The sequence below is a fragment of the Mycobacterium triplex genome (genome assembly GCF_000689255.1).
In the GTDB taxonomy this organism is placed as follows: Bacteria; Actinomycetota; Actinomycetes; order Mycobacteriales; family Mycobacteriaceae; genus Mycobacterium; species Mycobacterium triplex.
This window is the reverse complement of sequence record NZ_HG964447.1, coordinates 195,497-211,861: the sequence shown is the minus strand read 5'-3', so window position 1 is coordinate 211,861 and position 16,365 is coordinate 195,497. Positions and strand designations below refer to the sequence as shown.

The window sequence follows — 16,365 nt, the reverse complement described above, 5'->3', positions numbered from 1 at the left end:
ACTCTGCACTGCTGAGCCGCGGTGAGTCAGGTGCGGTGCCTACAGTTGCTACCCGGTTAACTGACCGGGTATAGCCTCGCTCAGCTGATGCGGCCTTGCCCTCATCGCCGGATTCCCGGGCAGGCGCTCGAGGCCGGTGAGCGTCGCCTGCCAGGAACCGGCGGCGGCGCCGCCGCGAGTCACCGCCGACCTCTCGCGGCGCAGCTAATCCGTCACCAGTCCTGGCCGGGCCGTTCGCATGGGTCACCGGCACACCACCGAGGCCGTAGTGTGCTGGTGTGAGAGCCCACTCCAGAGGCCGTCGCGCGAGGCCGGCCGGAGCCGACTCCCCGGCAGACGATGAGGCGCGCGAACGGTTGCTGACCGCGGCCGACTCCTGCTACTCGGATAAGGGGCCTGTCCGTACCCGGATGGGCGACATCGCCCGGCGCGCAGGCGTGCACCGGTCGACCGTGTACTACTACTTCCCGAGCAAGGATGCTCTGCTGGCCGCCTCCTTCATGCGAGTGCTCACTGTTACCCTGCACGCCGTCGAACAATGTTGGCAGACTGACGAGCCCTTTCTGGTTCAGCTCGTCGCCGCATGCATGCGGGGAATCGACATCGCCCGTGACTCACCGGTAATGCGATCACTAGTTGACGACCACCAAGCCGTCGGTGCTGCCTATCACGCCGCCGAAGGCTCCGAGTTGTGGCGAGCCAAACTCGCCGACGCGCTGGTGCGGCGCCTCGAGGCTGCTGCCGCTGCTGGCGATATCCGCCGAGATGTTCCGGCCGGCACCCTCGCCCGCTGGATCGTCCGCGTCAACTTCAGCCTCATCGCTGAACCCGCCGAGCCCGACGACGGTGGTGACGAGGGCGTGCTGCGAAACTTGCTCGTCGCCTCGCTCACCCCTCGGCGATAGCCCTCGGTGATATCAAGTCACGGAATGCGGCTAACCCTTCAACATTGTTGTCCTCGTTAAGACGACGAACCCGGCGACCATGACCACACCAAAGTCGGATACGGTTGCTTTACCTAGCTGGCCGCTCGCCGTGCTGAGTAAGCTGAGGTGAGCCCTCTGAAGTGATCCAGTTGTTTGTGGGACTCTGTTGCCCGAGGATTCGGGTAGGAAGAATCACCGACGACATGGCATCGAACAAGCGCCGGCGGCATACGCCGGATCAGATCATCCGCAAGCTCGCCGAGGGCAACAAGCTGTTGGCCGCGGGCCAGGAACTGGCTGAGGTGTGCCGGCATCTGGAAGTCGCGGAGTCGACTTGGCATCGCTGGTTGGCCCAGTACGGCGGTATGAAGGCCAACGACGCTAAGCGGCTCAAGGAGCTCGAGGCCGAGAACGCTCGCCTCAAGAAGATGGTCGCCAATCAGGCCCTGGACATCGACATGCTCAAGGAGATCGGGTCGGGAAACTTCTGACGCCGAACCGCAAACGCCGCGCAGCAGTAATGCTGCGCGAGCGGTTCGGGGTGTCTGAGCGCCGCGCCTGCACGGTGGTGGGCATTCACCGCTCCACGATGCGGCTGACGTCGCCGCCGATGACGACCGAAGAGGTCGAGTTGCGGGGGTGGCTGCGCCGGTTCTCCACCGACCGGCCGCGGTGGGGTTGGCGCCGAGCAGCGAAGATGGCCCGCCGTGCTGGCTGGCATGCCAACGACAAGCGCGTCCGCCGACTGTGGCGCGAAGAAGGCCTGCGAGTCCCGCAGCGGCGCCGCAAGAAGCGGTTGACCGGTATCGGCGTCGCGGTGGGCGCGATGTCACCGATCCGCCCGAACGTGATCTGGGCGATGGACTTCCAATTCGATACCACCGCTGACGGGCGCACTCTCAAGCTGCTCAACATCATCGACGAGTTCACCCGCGAAGCCCTGGCCATCGAGGTCGACCGCAGCATCAACACCGATGATGTCGTCGCTGTGCTTGACCGGCTCGCAGGTGCCCGCGGGGTACCGGCGTATGTCCGTTTCGACAACGGGCCCGAGTTCGTCGCCCACGCTGTGAGCGACTGGTGCCGATTCAACAGTGCTGGATCGCTTTTCATCGATCCCGGCTCACCGCGGCAGAACGCCTGGGTCGAATCGTTCAACGCCCGCCTGCGTGACGAACTGCTCAACGCCTGGCGCTTCGACTCCCTATTGGAAGCCCAAGTCATCATCGAAGGCTGGAGGATCGACTACAACACCAACCGACCCCACACCCACGGCGAACTCACCCCGAGCGAATACGCCCTACAGTGGACCACGACCCATCAACCCCAAGCCGCATAGCGACTGGACCACCAACCGGGGCCCTCTCAAAGCTGCCGCCGAGGGTCGAGCTGCTCTTAATGCGGAGTCGGGAAGACAGCGAGATGAAATGAAGGTGAGCTCGTGAAGAAGCGGTTCCGCAATGCGTCCGCGATCGTTTTGGTGGCAGCCAGTGTGGGGGCATGCTCACCGTCTCGCGCGGCCGAACCTGCGCCCGGTACATTGCTCCCGGGAACCGCGCAGGTAACGATCAACGGCCATGTGCTTCCAGAGAGCCACGCGGTGAAGTGCGTACCGATGGGATCGCTAACTACGGCTACTACCGGTGACACTGCGGCAGGCACCAGCATGTTCGTGTCCAACGAGGGTCTTTTGACCGCCAAAACGATCAACATCAACAATCTGGATGGGTTCACCGGCAGCTACGCCGAACACCTCCAGGGCGCCGCCGAGGTAACCCTGCACGGATACACCTACACGATCCGCGGACGGGCCGAGGGCTTTAACACCGATAACCCCAGCTTGAGGTCAACCGACGCTTTCACCATCAAAGTCGCCTGTTAACGCGACCAGCTATCTTTGGCCGAACTACGTTGACTGCGCGGCCTTTGATGCGGGTTCGCTAACGATGGACGAATCCCGCTCTACTCCGGAGGATTGCCCGGCGGCGGGTACACCCCCCTGAGGATCCACGGGAACCAGTTGAGACCGAACTCGAGTTCGTCGCTGGCGTCATAGTCGGGACTGGGATCCAGCGGAATATTCTGTCCGTCGGTATTTAGTGGTGTTGCTCCCCGCCCCGAGGGATCGCCTTGTGGCTGTCCGTATAGCGCAACCACAACGGTCCGATCCGGACTGTTCAACGACCACACCCCCATCTGGCTGTTCGCACAGCTGGACATGATCTTGAAATAGTCGGGGTTGTGATACCACCGGTTGATCAAGTCATTGCCGCTGATCGCGATTGACCGGTTGATCGCCACCGTCTCTGCCACCGGGCCATGGAAACCAGCCGCATTGGCGCGGTCTTGCGGGCTAGACCCGTCCGAACCGATATCACCATCGAGGGCGCGGTTGTTCAGCAGATCCTCGGCGTGCCGCTGCGCAGCGGCTTGCAGTTGGGGGCTGATTCTCACGTCGTTAATGCAGCCAGCTTGATGCTGCACGGTGAAGACGTTGGCGACGACACCGTCATTGAGTCGCTTGTTGTTCGGTATGAGCGTGTTGTTGTCATTATCCGCATGCGCGACGGGAATGCTCAATAGAGCGCCGGCCACAGCCACGAAGGCGGGCAGACGCTGCGGCCAATGCTGCATATCCAACTTCTCCTTGTTAGCCACCAAACGGTGGTCGGCGGTGCCGGGCGGCGGACGCTCTGCCACAGGGCTGGCCTGGCCGGTTGGATCGACTGGAACCTAGTCAATGCAAGGCCGAAATGAGTCTGACATGGATGTAGGCTACCCACGGCGCCGCGAAGTCGTCTAGAGGTTTTATTACTTAAATGAATATATATTTAGGCGGCTGTTCAGGCCTGTCGCGATCCCGATTGGCGAGGCGGGCTCAACGATGTAGCCATTACGTCGACGAGCGCGTCATGATCGGCCCGGGCGGCACGGCGCGAACCCCAGCCCGCAGTTACCTACTACCGTGGCGGTCACTCCATGTGAAAACGACGCGTTGAGCCGATCCGGCCAGATCGCCTGGGCCGTCGTAGTGGGTATGCAGAAACGATCGCAGCCCCAACCCCGAAGCAGGACAGTGCGTCGGCAACGATCTCGTCTCCTGTCACCGGCACGTTCGGATGCACGGTGTTCGACGTCGCACCGTTGATCGCACCCTCGATGATGACCGGTTCGCTCGCTGCTGCTCCTGCGTTGGAGTGTGAAATCTGCTGGAATGGTATGAAAGTGGTTGCCTGTCAAGGCTATTTCATGGTGGGGATGCTGAACTCGTCGCCGTCTTTGATGACCGACGGCCATCGCTGGGTGATGGTCTCGGTCTTCGTGTTGACACCGACCATGCCGACCTGCACGCGGGAGACGAAGTCGCGGGCCGCGTCGCCGTCGCGGGTGAAAACCGCGACGCCTTTGCCGTATTCGTGCTCGGACGGCAGCCGCAGGGCCTCCTCGTAGTCGTGCGCGCGCACGATGCACAACACCGGCCCGAAGATCTCGTCGGTGTAGATCGACATGTCCGGGGTGACGTGGTCGAACAGGGTGGGGCCGATGAAGAAGCCGCCTTCCAGGCTGACATCATCGAAAGTCAGGTCATCGCTGACGCGTTCGCGTCCATCGACCACGGCTTCGGCGCCTGCCGCAATGCCTTGACCGATGTAGTCCTTCACCCGCGCTAACGCCGCCGACGTGATCAGTGGCCCGTAATCGGCCTTTGGGTCGAGGCTATGGCCGACGCGCAGATTGTTGATCCGTTCGACTAGCCTGGCGCGCAACCGATCCGCGGCCTGTTCGCCGACCGGGACGGCGACGCTAATGGCCATGCACCGCTCACCCGCGCTGCCGTACCCGGCACCGATCAGTGCGTCGACGGCCTGGTTGAGGTCGGCGTCGGGCATCACGATCATGTGATTCTCGGCTCCGCCGAAGCACTGTGCACGCTTACCCTTGGCGGCGGCGGTCGAGTAGATGTCTGGGCGATGTCGGAGCTGCCGACGAACCCGACTACCTTAATGCTCGAGTGGTTCACGATGGCGTCGACGGCCTCCTTATCGCCGTGTAGCACCTGGAAGACGCCCTTGGGCAGTCCCGCTCCGGACCGAGCTCGGCCAGCCTCACGGCGATGGACGGGTCCCGTTCGCTGGGGCTCGGTGTAGCCCAAGCAAATCAGATCCTCACCCACGGCGACGACCTGGTCCTGCCAAGATTCATGCCGGCGGTGCGATCGCGGTGGTCGCGTCCAATGCCGCCATTGGGTGGCAAAAGGAGCTGAAGCAGCTGATGGAACTGGTGTCCACCGACGGGTTCGATGAGGGCAAGCGGTGGTGCCTGGCCAATGACGAGATGGGAGCGGTCGGTGCATACCTATTTTCCAAGAAGTCGATCAAGGCCCTGGGTTGCGTCCCGGGCCGCCATGCTGATCACCGATGGCATCCCGCTCAACTGCATCAACCCCGGCCCCACCGACACCGCGGCGCTGCCCTATTTCGTGGAATTCGCCGGGCAGAACATCATTGACGCCTTCGTCAGGCCGATCCGTCGGCGCTCAACCGCCGAGGAACAGGCGTGGCTCTGATCTTCCTTAACAGCCCCCGATCGAGCTACATCAACGGCGAAGCATTGGTTACCGGTGGCGGATTCTTCGGCGCGGTGCAGTGCGGTCAACTCGACCTCGGCAAGATGTTCGACACCCCAGACATCAGCGTAATCGGAGCTTGTCGGCTACTCGACTCTTCCCCGGAGCGCAGCGCCGCACGTCGCCTTGACGAAGCCTGTCCACCACAATCGTGCCCTGGGGCGCCGATGGCTAATGCAACGAACTGTGATTAGCGATGGACCGGATGCGGTCAAAACCTCGACTCGTCACAGCCGTTCAGCGCGGCAGTCCGAGCCTTCACTTCGCATGGTTCGGGGATTATCCCGCGTCGGAGAAGCTCCGATAATGACCAACTACGTCGCCGACCGGACCTCGTCATTCGCTACTTCCCGACTAGCAGGACCCGGGTGTCGGTGCCACCGCGCGGGCGGCCGCGGCCCCTAAATAGGTGCGCAGCTTGTTCCACGGCTGAGGCGCTCACCTTCGGTGCGGTGGACCCGCCATAGCGCGCCGGTGTAGTCGGCAATTTGGTGGGTTCCCTGCTGAGGTGTTCGGGGGGCCATTCGTGGCGCCTTCAGTGGGCCGTAGGTTCACCAGCGCCCGAGGTCGGCGATGAATCCGGCAACTAATGCCGGGTCGCCGCCGCCGGCTAGGTGCTCGATCGCGGTGCGGTCGTCGAAGTCGGGCTGCGGGGTGTGCATGAATATATCCAGAACCACGGGGGTGATGCCCCGTGGTATCGCGCGCACGATCGCGTCCAAGCCTGGCAGCAGTTCGTCACCTAGGAACTGCCAGCGCGGGATGCGTCGGCTTCCTTGAAGATCGAAGGCCCATAACGCATTTCCAGTGATGCGCCGCGCCACCCGGGAGCGGTCGACGCCGAGCATCGCGGCGGCTTCCTTGATGCTGACCGATCCTGAGAGCGCGCTGCTGAGTTGGCGCACCGCAATGCGGGCGCGGGTCCGACGTTCGTCATCGGCCGACCAGGCGTCGATCACGGATGCTGCCTGGGGTTCGACGCGCATGCGCAGGAAATCCACTTCTGTCGCCGACAGGGTGGTTGCCCAGGGGATGGCCGCAAACGCGGAGTCCAGCTCGTCCAGGACCTCGTCGACGGTCAGATCAATCTGATGTTTAGCCAACAGCGCACCAAGCACGCGACCCGTCGACCCATCCATCCTGCACAGGGTAGCGCGGCGATGCGGGGATATGCGTGGATGTACGTTGATGCGATCGGACGATGCATGTCCGGGTCCTACCTGAGCCGTCACAGCCTCGTACGTAATCCCGCGTTGGGATTTACATGTCCAGGCTGCTCACCGTCTGGCGCTACGTCGACAGCGGCGAGCGCTGCCGGTGCGCATGTCACCCGCGGCTACCCGAAACCGACCTGCACGACCACGGATTCGCCTGCCCCTGTGCCCGCACCCGCGAGGACCGCCGCCGCACCTGGCACGAATGGCACAACGACATCAAAGCGTTTTGGGAATCGCCGGAGGACCAACGAATCAGGGCCGAGGAGCAAGCCGCGGAAGCTGACCTGCAATCCTGGCTGGCGGTCCAACAGGGTGCCATCGTAAGTAGCCATGGCCGGCTTGGTCCCTGAACAGTGGGACGGCGAAGTAGACGGGCACAGCTTCTACTTCCGCGAGCGCCACGGCGAATGGCGCATCGAACTTGACCTTCGCCCCAGCGGCCACTTCGCCCGCACACTCGCCGGCACCAACAGCGACGGCACACCCCAATACGGGGAAAAGGAGCTAGACGAGGGCGACATCATCGCCCTGCGCCTACGAACCAACGGTCTGTGTGCGTCCTCGACGTGTCTCCGCGAAGCGACCACCGTGGGTTCGCTTTTTGCCCACGTCGATGATCACAGTCGTTAATAATCATCAGTACAGTCCAAATCAGTTGAACAACCTCAAGATGACGCACCGCCCACAGGGTACGAAACCTGAGGGGAAACGCACATCGGCGCTCCCTCGGTCATCGCCGTGGATTGGCGGGTGCCACAGGCCATACAGCAGCTGATCTCGGCGCCGAGCAGCGCTTCGATCGATGACAGATCGCCCACAGCTCTTCAATGGCATGCCCCATGCTGAACACTATTGGCAGGAGCCCTCTCGCGTCGCCGGTCTGGTTACCGGCCGGTGCGCCCGGAGGGAATCGAACCCCGACCCGCTACTTAAAAGGAAGCTGCTCTGCCGACTGAGCTACGGACGCCTGAAGTAGTACGCATGCGGCAGCGCGATTTTCGCTGGCGCATCTCAGGCTCCTTCCGACTCTTGTTCGGTGAGTCCACCTTCGATATTTTACCCGATTTGGTTCTGCCGCGGGCCTATGTCGGGTAAGGGCAGCGGCTGATACCACGCTGCAGCGCGGGACGGTTGGCGGCTAACTGGTTTATGAGGCGCGAAGTAGCCGCCCAGCGCCATCGCTGATGTCAGCCGGTGAGCGGCGCGGCCGAAAGACACCTTCGGGCGGTCCCCAGAGTGGCAATCACTTCGTCCCATTCGCGGACTTGAGGGTTCTTTCCTAACTGCTTGAATAACGCGCGCGATCACCAAGGACGACATGTGACACCAACGGCGGCAGGAGATTTCGAATCAGAATTTGATCGACCCCGATTCTTTAGATCTGAGGCAGCAGCTCGCGGGTTGGCCGCCCGGCGTGCTGCCCCGGCGCCAGACTCAGCCCTTCGGGGGGTACGGGTGTTTTTCCGACGGTATCCGCATTCCGAATCTGGTTATTGTCTTTGCGGTGGTCTCGCACCTCGCCGCCCCCGCTGCGTTCGGCAAGACGTCGCGCGGCGTCGTGCTCCTCCCGCCTGGGCGCCGTTAACAGTGGCATACATGTTCTCGCTGGCCGCAGTGCCATCGCAGATTCGCTCGGGTGTCGGGTACCGCGACCCGCCGCAGTGGCTTCTGCGGGTCAATAAATCCGGCGAACATGTGGTCTTCGCTTCCCTAGAGGTACATCCCTTCCGGTATCGCGGCACGGTAGCGTCCGTTGCCTACCTCCGCCAAAAGCGTTGCGGTGCTGACGCGTCCGTCGCGGCCCGCGAGCACGGCACGGCGCACGATCTCGCGGATGTCGCTGCCGCTGGTGCGCTCGGGAAGCGCCGCCACCACGCCCGCACAGTCGACCGCGTGGCCGCCAGGTAGATCGCGGATCAGGGCCGCCAGAATCCGGGCAGCATCGGTGGAGTTGGGGTAGCCGACTTCGACGATGGAGTCGAACCGCCCGGTGCGGATGGCCGCCTGGTCCAAGGTGGCTGCGTCGTTGGTGGACGCCAGCGCCAGGATGCGGGCGTCGGGCTGGATGTCCATGGCCTGCAACAATTCCGACAACCCGGCACCGCCGGTACTGCGGTCTTTGCACCACAGGTCAATGTCTTCGAGCACGAGCAGCACCGGGCCGCCGAGGCGCTGGGCTTCCTCCACGACGGCGCTGAGCAGCTGGGTACCAGCTTTGGCGTCGACGTAGATGACAGTGAATTGCCCGACGACCTCTTGGGCCACGACGGCGCTCACGGCCGACTTCCCGGCGCCTGGCGGGCCGCACAGCAGCACACCACGGCGCGCACCCAGCCTGTGGGCGTTGAGCAGGTCGTGGCGGTCGCGCACCGCGCGGACGCCGAGATCAATCTCAGTCCAGACCTGGTCGGCGACAATGACGTTCTCTCGGGTTGCGGTCGAGGGCAAGTCGATGACGGTCAAGGTCAGTCCGGCGGTGTGGGTGGCGCGCACCGCGTGGCCTCGGTAGGGGTTGAGATCGTTGGCGCGTTCAGCGAGCCGGTCCAGCAGCACGCGGGCGCGGTCCTGGTGGCCCGGCGCCACGTAGGCGCTCACACCGACCGACCGCAGCATGCTTTGCCGTCCCTGCAGGGCGATCACACACCCGACGTCGTCGAGCAGCGTCCCGGCGGGAAAATACACCCGCAAACATAGCGGGTGGCGGTAATCCTGACCTCCGATCCGGGTCTGCGTCCACTTCGGCGGGTCGGCGTACTCACCGGGGCCGACCTCGCAAGCCTGCGCATACTTATCGATCCACTCGGCCAGCGCCAGCGCGAAGGTGAACCACGACAACGGGTTAAGGCTGCGTTCCTCATCGACCAGTTGCCCGCAGCCCGCCACTCCCAGGCATCGGGCGGTGAACTGGTCGGCGTTCTCCGGTTTCTCGGCGCCATGGTGCTCGGCGACGCCGACCAGCAGCTCGCCCAGGGCACGCAGCGCGGGCCGCACACCACCGTCGACGCTCTCCAGCCACGTGTTGACATCGGTAAGGGGTCGCCGATGAGCCCCCGCGCGGTAGGCCGGGTCGGCGGTCAGGTCGCTCAGTTCGTCCTCTGTTCGGTTCATTGCCTCATTTGTCATCATCGGGAAAAGAGCAGCCGAACAGAATCGCACCCTGCCGGGTCTGTAGTCAACATTGTTTTTCAGCAAGCGCTGAGTCAGCTTGCCGCGATGGTCGGTCCGCTGCACTGACCAAGAGAATTGAGGCGACACCACGGTGCGCTCATGCCATCCTCGAGGGCGTGGATGAGGAACCCGCGGAGCTCTATGTCACCGACTTCTCCAACGTTCCCGGCGCCGACGAGTACCGGGAGGCGCTCGAGCGTGCCCGCACCGAGGCGCGCCGCCGTTACCGCGATCACCTGACGACGGTGTTCGACCTGCACGGTGCCCTCAACCCGTAGTGCTCGCCAACGTGGCCCTCGATGCGCTCACCGTCTGGCGCTACGTCGATAGCGGCGAGCGCTGCCGGTGCGGGTGTCACGCGCGCGGCTACCCGAATCTGACCTGCACGACTACGGATTCGCCTGCACCTGTGCCCGCACCCGCGAGGATCGCCGCCGCTCCTGGCACGAATGGCTCAACGACATCAAAGCGTTTTGGGAATTGCCGGAGGGACAAGAGATCCGGGCCGACGAGCAAGCCGCTGAAGCCGACCTGCAGGCCTGGCTGGCGGTCCAACAGGGTGTCACCGTGGGTAGCCAGTCGGCTTGGTCCCTGAGCAGTGGGATGGAGAAGTCGACGGGCACAGCTTCTACTTCCGCGAGCGCCACGGCGAATGGCGCATCGAGCTCGACCTTCGGCCCAGCGGCCGCTTCGCCCGCACGCTCGCCGGCACCAACAGCGACGGCACACCCCAATACGGGCAAAAAGAGCTAGACGAGGGAGACATCATCGCCCACGGCACCATCGATGACGACGCCTATGGCACCACACTTGTTGAGCGGGCACAGTTCATCGTCGACACCATCCGAATCCACCTCGCCCGCAAGCAATGCACGCTGCACAAAGACGATCTGTCATCGATCGAGGCACTGTTCGGCGCCGAGATCAAGTGGTGTCCCGCCTGTGGAAAGCGCCTTTCCAACCGGTGACTGCGCGGCCGCCGGACAGGGTCGCAAGCGACTACGTGTCGCTGCGCCGAAACCGCCGCGATGAGGTCACATTTGGCAGATTCGCGGGATCAGTAGCCGAACCGCCGCGCCTCAATATCTTCGAGATCCGCGGCGAGGCGGTCTTTATGGTCGTAAGCCCTTAACTCTCCATCGATTAGTGCCACCCGGTACGGCGCGCCGCTGTCCAGGTTGTCGTCCGCTGCAGCAATCAGATAGGTCACCTCGTGGCCACGATTCGCCGCAGAAGCCGGCCAGTCATAGACGTCGCCTGCCCAACCACGTTCGACCAGCATCCAGCCACGGTCAATCAACAGTTTGTCAAGGTTTGCATCGACGGCCCGGCGATCGTCGCAAGTCCTTGGGTGAGCCTGGCAACCCGCCCCATTCCGCCCGAGCTGGCGCGCTCTGCGCCGCGCGGCTTTGCGTCGGCGATTCGCTGTTTTCACAATCTACTGTCCGCCGCCGACCCCATACCGTCGCCTTCTGTGTCTTCCCCGAGTCGAGCCCCACTCCGCAACAGGAAGATCCTCCACACGTCGTCGTAAAACCCTACTAGTAGGGCTAGTAAGCGTAGCTGCACTATAGCCATTGGAAGGACGATTTCGCGCTTAACCCGGCCGGACGGAAGTGACGTCGTTGGCCAAAGAGAAGGCGTCGTTCTGGCCGGCCCAAGAACCACACCGCTCGCTAAGCGCATTTGGCCGAGACACCGTTTCGCGGAATCACGCACCTACCCCGCATCCGCGGCCAGGGTTGCACATCGGAGCGGGGAAGCGATGCGACCAGGCGGCAAAGGGCGGGGTGAGCGGGGCTGAGCTACACGGCATCCTGACCGACTTAGAAGGAGTGGTATTGGTCCGTGGCCGACGGTTCACGTTGAATTGCCATTCGCCGAGCCTGGCGGGTCGTATTCCGGACCGATTCTCAGCGAATGCCTTCGAGAAGATCGACGGCTGGTACGCCCAATGCCGTGGCGATGTCGAAGAGCCGCTCATGCAGTATTCCCCGGCGGCCGTGCTCGACATCCATCAACACGTTGCGGGATACCCCCGATAGCTGCGCCAGTTGTTCCTGAGTTAAGCCGCGTTCAATACGCAAGCTTTGGATCCGTGTCCCGACCATCCGACGTCGGCGCTCCCATGCGACGACGCGCTTGGGGTCGTTTTGACTGGGGCGCGTCGGCACGCAATCCAGTACTCACGCTCAAACCCTAGATGTCAGCCCTACTAGTAGTGCTTTCTGTGCGTTTTGTGGCGATCAGCTGTTTCCCGCCCTCGCAGCACCGTCCCGTTGAACACGGCGAAGTTGTTCCGCAACGGCAGGTGTGCGATGCGATCGCGGCCGGCAGCACTTAGCGATGACAGACCCTTACGGGCCGCGGGGGCGGCTGCCGAGCCGGGTTGCCATTGCGCCCCTGGAGGCCCTCGACCCCTATCTGGGCGGCTAGCGGTGGCGAACAACTTGCGGTTGACGTGGCCTTGCGCTTGTGATCGACCCGGTGCGCCAGCGGCCGTCCTCGTAGATTGACTACACACTCGATCCACCCCTAATGCCCTACTAGTAGTACATTGCGTTGGTGGCTGGTACTCCTCGATGCCGACCTCCAGCTGTCGTTTTGACCGCACCAGTCGTCGGTGAGGGCGCTGAACTGTGCCGTCGTGGGTCTTCGTGCCGACGCGGTGCCGCATGGCTGGAACCATAGGCGGGGCCTGCTGTGGCTACACGAGGCCTGCTGCCGAGTCGACCAGCATTGGACGAGCGAGAATCTCTTGACAGCTTCCTGGAACGGCTCGCCATCGCCAACGGATTATCGCCACCTCAGGTGCTGCGGCTTCTTACCGCGGCTGAGCATTCCGGCTCCCCCGGTGCGGCTTTCATGATGATCAAACCGGATCCTTTGATCATCAGCAGGATCGCCCGTTTGACTGGCGTCGATGGGGCTTCCGTTGCCGATGCCACGCTCCTGCGGTTCGACGACGGGTTGCCGCTGTATCTCGACGGGCTGGATCCCCTTCGTCGGCACACCTTCCGACACGTGGTGACACAGGGCTGGTTTCCCCAGTTCGGCTCGCAGTTGTGCCCCCTGTGCCTGGCCGAGGACGGCATCTGGGCGTTGGAATGGCGACTGCCTCTTGCCGCGACGTGTCCTCGCCACGGGGTCTTCCTGACGACACACTGCATTGGTTGCGGTCATCGATTTCGCACTCACCGCTATTCGCCGTTGCGTCCCCTGGCCGGTCCGCAACAGTTATGCGCGAACCCTGTCGGCCTACGCAATCCATGCAGGCAATCGCTGCTTAGACACGTTCCAGAGTCAGCTCCACCACAAGTGCTCAGCACCGCAACGATCTTGGCGGAAGCGCTGGCCGGCGAGACCGTGCCGATGCTAGGCAGGCGCGTTGACCCTCGACTCTTCTTAGCTGAAATCCGGCATCTCGCAACCTTGTTGCTTCACCTGCTGTCGCGGCCAGACGGGCCACTGGTAAGGAACTGGGCCGAGGTCCTCCACGCCGAAGCCCGTGATCGCACAACAAACCTTCGCGGGCCACGCTGGGGGATCAGCCCACCCCAGAGTGCGGTGGTCCGAGGGCACGTTCTCACCGATGCTGCCGACATCCTTCAGCAGATACACGTTGAAGACGCCGCTACCCGACTGTGCCCCTGGCTGGGTCTGATTGCCGAGGCGAAAAACGGCCCGTGCGCGTGGTTAGTGAATCGCACGACACGCACACCGACGATGGAGCGGCTCATCAGTACCGCAGCTGGGCAACGCCACCACGTCGGGCGGCGTCTTCAGAATGTTCGTCGCAGTGAATTGCTTCAAGACTCGGCCATTCCACAGCTGATCGACCCCGACATCTACCACGCATGTTTTGACGAGATGCTCGGTGGATACGAATGGACGGGCAGATTGTATGTGTCACTGTGCATGGTCAGACTCGTGGCCGACGTGGCCAATTGGTCGGATGCCGCAGTGAGCATCGGTCTGGCCCCGGTGGTCGGTGTCCGCGCCGCCCGCGCATCCAGCGCCCGATTGCGGGTCTCTCCAAAAGTATTCGCCGACGCCGTCAACACCGCGATGGGCATGCTCTCGTGCAGCCGCAATTTCCGCGACCATGAGGCTCGGGTCCGCGCATTGACCCGAGATCCCGGCGGTTGGTTCGAAACTTGGCGGACGACGATGACACCGCATCGGCGGCCCACTTCGTCGCCCTACGCGATCACCTGGATGTGGTGCGAGGTGGCTCAAGGCTTACTCGATGTCAGCCCTGCCTGGCCAGCGCCGCCTGCCCGGGAGATTAAGGCGACCTACCGCGTGTTCCGCGATCGCCTTCCGGAGCCGGCGCGTGCGGCACTGCGCTCCCTTGTGCTCGACCAGTCGGCACTGGATCAGCTTGTCGGATGACGGGGTTAATCTCGCTGTGGCGTAAGCGTCTTCGCCTTCGGGCCTCAGTGGGCGGCTGCTGCCCGTCTGTTCGATGGCCGTGACAGTCTGAATTGGCCCCAGGGGGCGGCTTGATTTGGCCCCATCTGTGTGGCGACGGAGTGTTGTTGTGACGGTCTGATTTGGCCCCACTTGTTCGACACGCCGTGATGGTTGCGACGGCTTGATTTGGCCCCACCCCAGCGTGATCGGTGTCCGGATAGTCCGGATTGCCGGTCATGGAGGTGTGAGGCGTGCGGAGGGCGAGGTCGAAGGTGGAGCAGTTCGCGGCGATTCGGCGTGATCACCGGGTCGAGGGGTTGTCGATCCGGGCGTTGGCCGATAAGCACGGGGTGCATCGGCGCACGGTGCGCCAGGCGCTCGAGTCGGCGGTGCCGGCGCCGCGCAAGACGGCGGCGCGGACAGCGCCGCGGTTGGAGCCGTTCAAGGCGGCGATTGATGAGATGTTGCGCAGCGATCTGGACGCCCCTAAGAAGCAGCGCCACACCGCGCGGCGGGTCTTGGCCAGGTTGGTCGATGAGCATGGCGCGCAGGCGTTGTCGTACTCGACGGTGCGTGATCATGTCCGCAAGCGGCGCCCGCAGATTCTGGCTGAAGCAGGCCGGCCGTTGGAGTTGGGGTACGTCCCACAGACTTACGAGCCGGCCGCTCAGGGCGAAGTCGACTTCCACGACCTGTGGGTGATTCTTGCTGGGGTGAAGACGAAAACGGCGCTGTTCACCATGCGTTTCTCCTATGTCAAGCCGCTGCCGGTTGGCAAGGCTTTGTTCGGATGTTGTGGTCGGTGTGGAGGTGATGGAAGACCACTCTGGCGAGGCGGCGTTTGAGGCAGCGCAGGGCCTCGGTGCTGGAGTCGCCAGCGGCCAGACGGCTGCGGTAGTAGGCCTGTCCCAGGCCGTCGAGACGGATCTGGGTGACCGCGATGCGGTGCAGAGCGGCGTTGAGTTGGCGGTTGCCGGTGCGGGTCATCCGGACCCGGCCGACGGTGTTGCCTGACCACACCGGGATAGGCGCCACGCCGGTGTGCCGGGCGAACGCCGCTTCGCTTTTGAAGCGGGCGACCCCGGCGGTTTCGCCGATGATCTTGGCGGCGGTGAGCTCGCCGCAGCCGGGCATGGCGAGCAACGCCGGAGCGATCGCGCGGACACGCTCGCCGATCCGTTTCGCCAAAGCATTGATGGCCTCGGTGAGTCGGGTGATGTCGGCCAACTCCTCGCGGGCCAACTCGGCCACCAGACCGGGCTGGGCGGCCAACCAATCACCGAGCATCCTGCGGTGCTTGGCCAGATCCAGCGACGCCGGTTTCGGCGCCTGGCCAGGATCTAATTCGTGCACTCTCCACAACAACCGGTTGATCGTCGAAGTGCGTTGCCCCACAAGGTCTTCACGCCGATCCACCAGCAGCTTCAACTCCCGCGACAGTTCATCGTGGGAAGCCACCGGAAGATCGGGCTCACGCAGGTAGGCCCGCGCGACGGCCAACGCGTCAATCGGATCAGACTTGCCCCGCGTACGAGCCGAGGCCCGGGTCTGGGCCATCAACTTCGACGGGACTCGTACCACCTTCTGATCGGCGGACAACAAATCGCGCTCTAAACGCGCTGACAAGTGTCGGCAATCCTCAATCGCCCACACCAGCTCGACACCGAACTGAGTGCGAGCCCATCGGATCGCCTGGTGATGACCTACCGTAGTGGCCTCGACGACCTTCTCGCCGATTTTGCGGCCCACCTGATCCACGGCGACAAACGTATGCGTGCGCTTGTGGACATCGGCTCCAACAACAACCATGGAGGTTGCCTCCTTCACTGTGAGGTGACGGTTGGGCCGGTCGGCGGACACATCTCAGTGGGGGCGATGCCACGCTCCTATCAAGTCACGCCGGCCGGTCCTTCACACCTGATGCCGACAAAACGCATGAACGCCAACCCGAAGGCGGCAACGAGCCTACGAGCCAAACACCAGGCGATCAGGATCCAACCACCGCAACAAG

17 protein-coding genes, 1 tRNA gene and 3 pseudogenes are annotated in these 16,365 nt (G+C 63.5%); 11 read left to right on the top strand and 10 right to left on the bottom strand.

Going from position 1 to position 16,365, the window contains the following annotated elements; translation table 11 throughout:
• Nucleotides 1-278 precede the first annotated feature (278 nt).
• The 3 genes from BN973_RS28510 (at nt 279) to BN973_RS28495 (ending at nt 2,808) form a co-directional block, all read left to right on the top strand.
• A complete protein-coding gene (locus BN973_RS28510) occupies nt 279-905 on the top strand; it encodes a TetR/AcrR family transcriptional regulator (RefSeq protein WP_036473643.1) in 627 nt (208 codons plus the stop codon).
• A gap of 224 nt (nt 906-1,129) precedes the next feature.
• Nucleotides 1,130-2,265, top strand: a protein-coding gene (locus tag BN973_RS28500) for an IS3 family transposase (protein ID WP_096290763.1) whose coding sequence is annotated in 2 segments (ribosomal slippage) — nt 1,130-1,400 and nt 1,400-2,265 — 1,137 coding nt in all. Because the reading frame shifts where the segments join, the coding sequence is not laid out codon by codon here.
• A 102-nt stretch (nt 2,266-2,367) separates the two neighbouring features.
• Nucleotides 2,368-2,808, top strand: coding sequence for a lipoprotein LpqH (locus tag BN973_RS28495; RefSeq protein WP_036473641.1), 441 nt, complete (start codon nt 2,368-2,370; stop codon nt 2,806-2,808).
• 80 nt (nt 2,809-2,888) lie between these two features.
• On the opposite strand, the gene BN973_RS28490 is transcribed toward BN973_RS28495, so the two are convergent.
• The 3 genes and pseudogenes from BN973_RS28490 to BN973_RS28485 form a co-directional block, all read right to left on the bottom strand.
• Nucleotides 2,889-3,560, bottom strand: coding sequence for a CAP domain-containing protein (locus BN973_RS28490; protein ID WP_036474105.1), 672 nt, complete (start codon nt 3,558-3,560; stop codon nt 2,889-2,891).
• Nucleotides 3,561-3,982: 422 nt separating this feature from the next.
• Nucleotides 3,983-4,087 (bottom strand): annotated as a pseudogene (locus BN973_RS32250) (hypothetical protein); the annotation flags it as partial.
• Nucleotides 4,088-4,168: 81 nt separating this feature from the next.
• Nucleotides 4,169-5,063, bottom strand: a pseudogene (locus BN973_RS28485) (aldehyde dehydrogenase family protein); the annotation flags it as partial.
• A gap of 268 nt (nt 5,064-5,331) precedes the next feature.
• Between BN973_RS28485 and BN973_RS31905 the strand changes: the two are divergent.
• Both BN973_RS31905 and BN973_RS31900 read left to right on the top strand, forming a co-directional pair.
• Nucleotides 5,332-5,493, top strand: coding sequence for a hypothetical protein (locus tag BN973_RS31905; RefSeq protein ID WP_232232252.1), 162 nt, complete (start codon nt 5,332-5,334; stop codon nt 5,491-5,493).
• Complete coding sequence (locus tag BN973_RS31900) at nt 5,484-5,747, top strand: hypothetical protein (protein ID WP_232232251.1); 264 nt, start codon at nt 5,484-5,486, stop codon at nt 5,745-5,747. Before BN973_RS31905 ends, BN973_RS31900 begins: the two co-directional genes overlap by 10 nt.
• A gap of 357 nt (nt 5,748-6,104) precedes the next feature.
• Here BN973_RS31900 and BN973_RS28475 read toward each other — a convergent pair whose 3' ends face one another.
• Complete coding sequence (locus BN973_RS28475) at nt 6,105-6,692, bottom strand: helix-turn-helix domain-containing protein (RefSeq protein ID WP_036473638.1); 588 nt, start codon at nt 6,690-6,692, stop codon at nt 6,105-6,107.
• A 125-nt stretch (nt 6,693-6,817) separates the two neighbouring features.
• Here BN973_RS28475 and BN973_RS31490 point away from each other — a divergent pair, with 125 nt between their 5' ends.
• Both BN973_RS31490 and BN973_RS31485 read left to right on the top strand, forming a co-directional pair.
• The gene (locus BN973_RS31490; RefSeq protein WP_176234840.1) at nt 6,818-7,120 is read left to right on the top strand and encodes a hypothetical protein; all 303 of its coding nucleotides are present in this window, start codon (nt 6,818-6,820) and stop codon (nt 7,118-7,120) included.
• Nucleotides 7,101-7,400 carry a hypothetical protein gene (locus tag BN973_RS31485; RefSeq protein ID WP_176234839.1) on the top strand — a complete coding sequence of 100 codons (300 nt, stop codon included), beginning with the start codon at nt 7,101-7,103 and terminating at the stop codon, nt 7,398-7,400. Before BN973_RS31490 ends, BN973_RS31485 begins: the two co-directional genes overlap by 20 nt.
• A gap of 265 nt (nt 7,401-7,665) precedes the next feature.
• On the opposite strand, the gene BN973_RS28465 is transcribed toward BN973_RS31485, so the two are convergent.
• The 3 genes from BN973_RS28465 to BN973_RS28455 form a co-directional block, all read right to left on the bottom strand.
• Nucleotides 7,666-7,737 (bottom strand) — tRNA-Lys (locus tag BN973_RS28465).
• Between the two features lie 408 nt (nt 7,738-8,145).
• On the bottom strand, nt 8,146-8,364 hold the full coding sequence (locus BN973_RS30850; RefSeq protein ID WP_232232250.1) for a DUF2188 domain-containing protein: 219 nt from the start codon (nt 8,362-8,364) through the stop codon (nt 8,146-8,148).
• Between the two features lie 116 nt (nt 8,365-8,480).
• Nucleotides 8,481-9,878, bottom strand: a complete 1,398-nt coding sequence (locus BN973_RS28455; RefSeq protein WP_036473634.1) for an AAA family ATPase — start codon at nt 9,876-9,878, stop codon at nt 8,481-8,483.
• 176 nt (nt 9,879-10,054) lie between these two features.
• Here BN973_RS28455 and BN973_RS31895 point away from each other — a divergent pair, with 176 nt between their 5' ends.
• Nucleotides 10,055-10,216, top strand: coding sequence for a hypothetical protein (locus tag BN973_RS31895; RefSeq protein ID WP_232232249.1), 162 nt, complete (start codon nt 10,055-10,057; stop codon nt 10,214-10,216).
• A 306-nt stretch (nt 10,217-10,522) separates the two neighbouring features.
• Nucleotides 10,523-10,906, top strand: a complete 384-nt coding sequence (locus BN973_RS31890) for a hypothetical protein (RefSeq protein ID WP_232232248.1) — start codon at nt 10,523-10,525, stop codon at nt 10,904-10,906.
• Nucleotides 10,907-10,995: 89 nt separating this feature from the next.
• Here the strand turns inward: BN973_RS31890 and BN973_RS28445 are convergent, their stop codons facing one another.
• Both BN973_RS28445 and BN973_RS28440 read right to left on the bottom strand, forming a co-directional pair.
• Nucleotides 10,996-11,220 carry a hypothetical protein gene (locus BN973_RS28445; protein WP_036473632.1) on the bottom strand — a complete coding sequence of 75 codons (225 nt, stop codon included), beginning with the start codon at nt 11,218-11,220 and terminating at the stop codon, nt 10,996-10,998.
• 631 nt (nt 11,221-11,851) lie between these two features.
• Nucleotides 11,852-12,112, bottom strand: a complete 261-nt coding sequence (locus BN973_RS28440; protein WP_036473630.1) for a helix-turn-helix domain-containing protein — start codon at nt 12,110-12,112, stop codon at nt 11,852-11,854.
• A gap of 529 nt (nt 12,113-12,641) precedes the next feature.
• On the opposite strand from BN973_RS28440, the gene BN973_RS28435 reads away from it, so the two are divergent.
• Nucleotides 12,642-14,333, top strand: coding sequence for a TniQ family protein (locus tag BN973_RS28435; protein WP_036473629.1), 1,692 nt, complete (start codon nt 12,642-12,644; stop codon nt 14,331-14,333).
• A 272-nt stretch (nt 14,334-14,605) separates the two neighbouring features.
• Nucleotides 14,606-15,109 (top strand): annotated as a pseudogene (locus BN973_RS31275) (IS21 family transposase); the annotation flags it as partial.
• 1 nt (nt 15,110) lies between these two features.
• On the opposite strand, the gene BN973_RS28425 reads toward BN973_RS31275, so the two are convergent.
• Nucleotides 15,111-16,181 (bottom strand): IS110 family RNA-guided transposase, encoded by a 1,071-nt coding sequence (locus BN973_RS28425; protein WP_198049006.1) that lies wholly within the window; start codon nt 16,179-16,181, stop codon nt 15,111-15,113.
• Between the last annotated feature and the right edge of the window lie 184 nt (nt 16,182-16,365).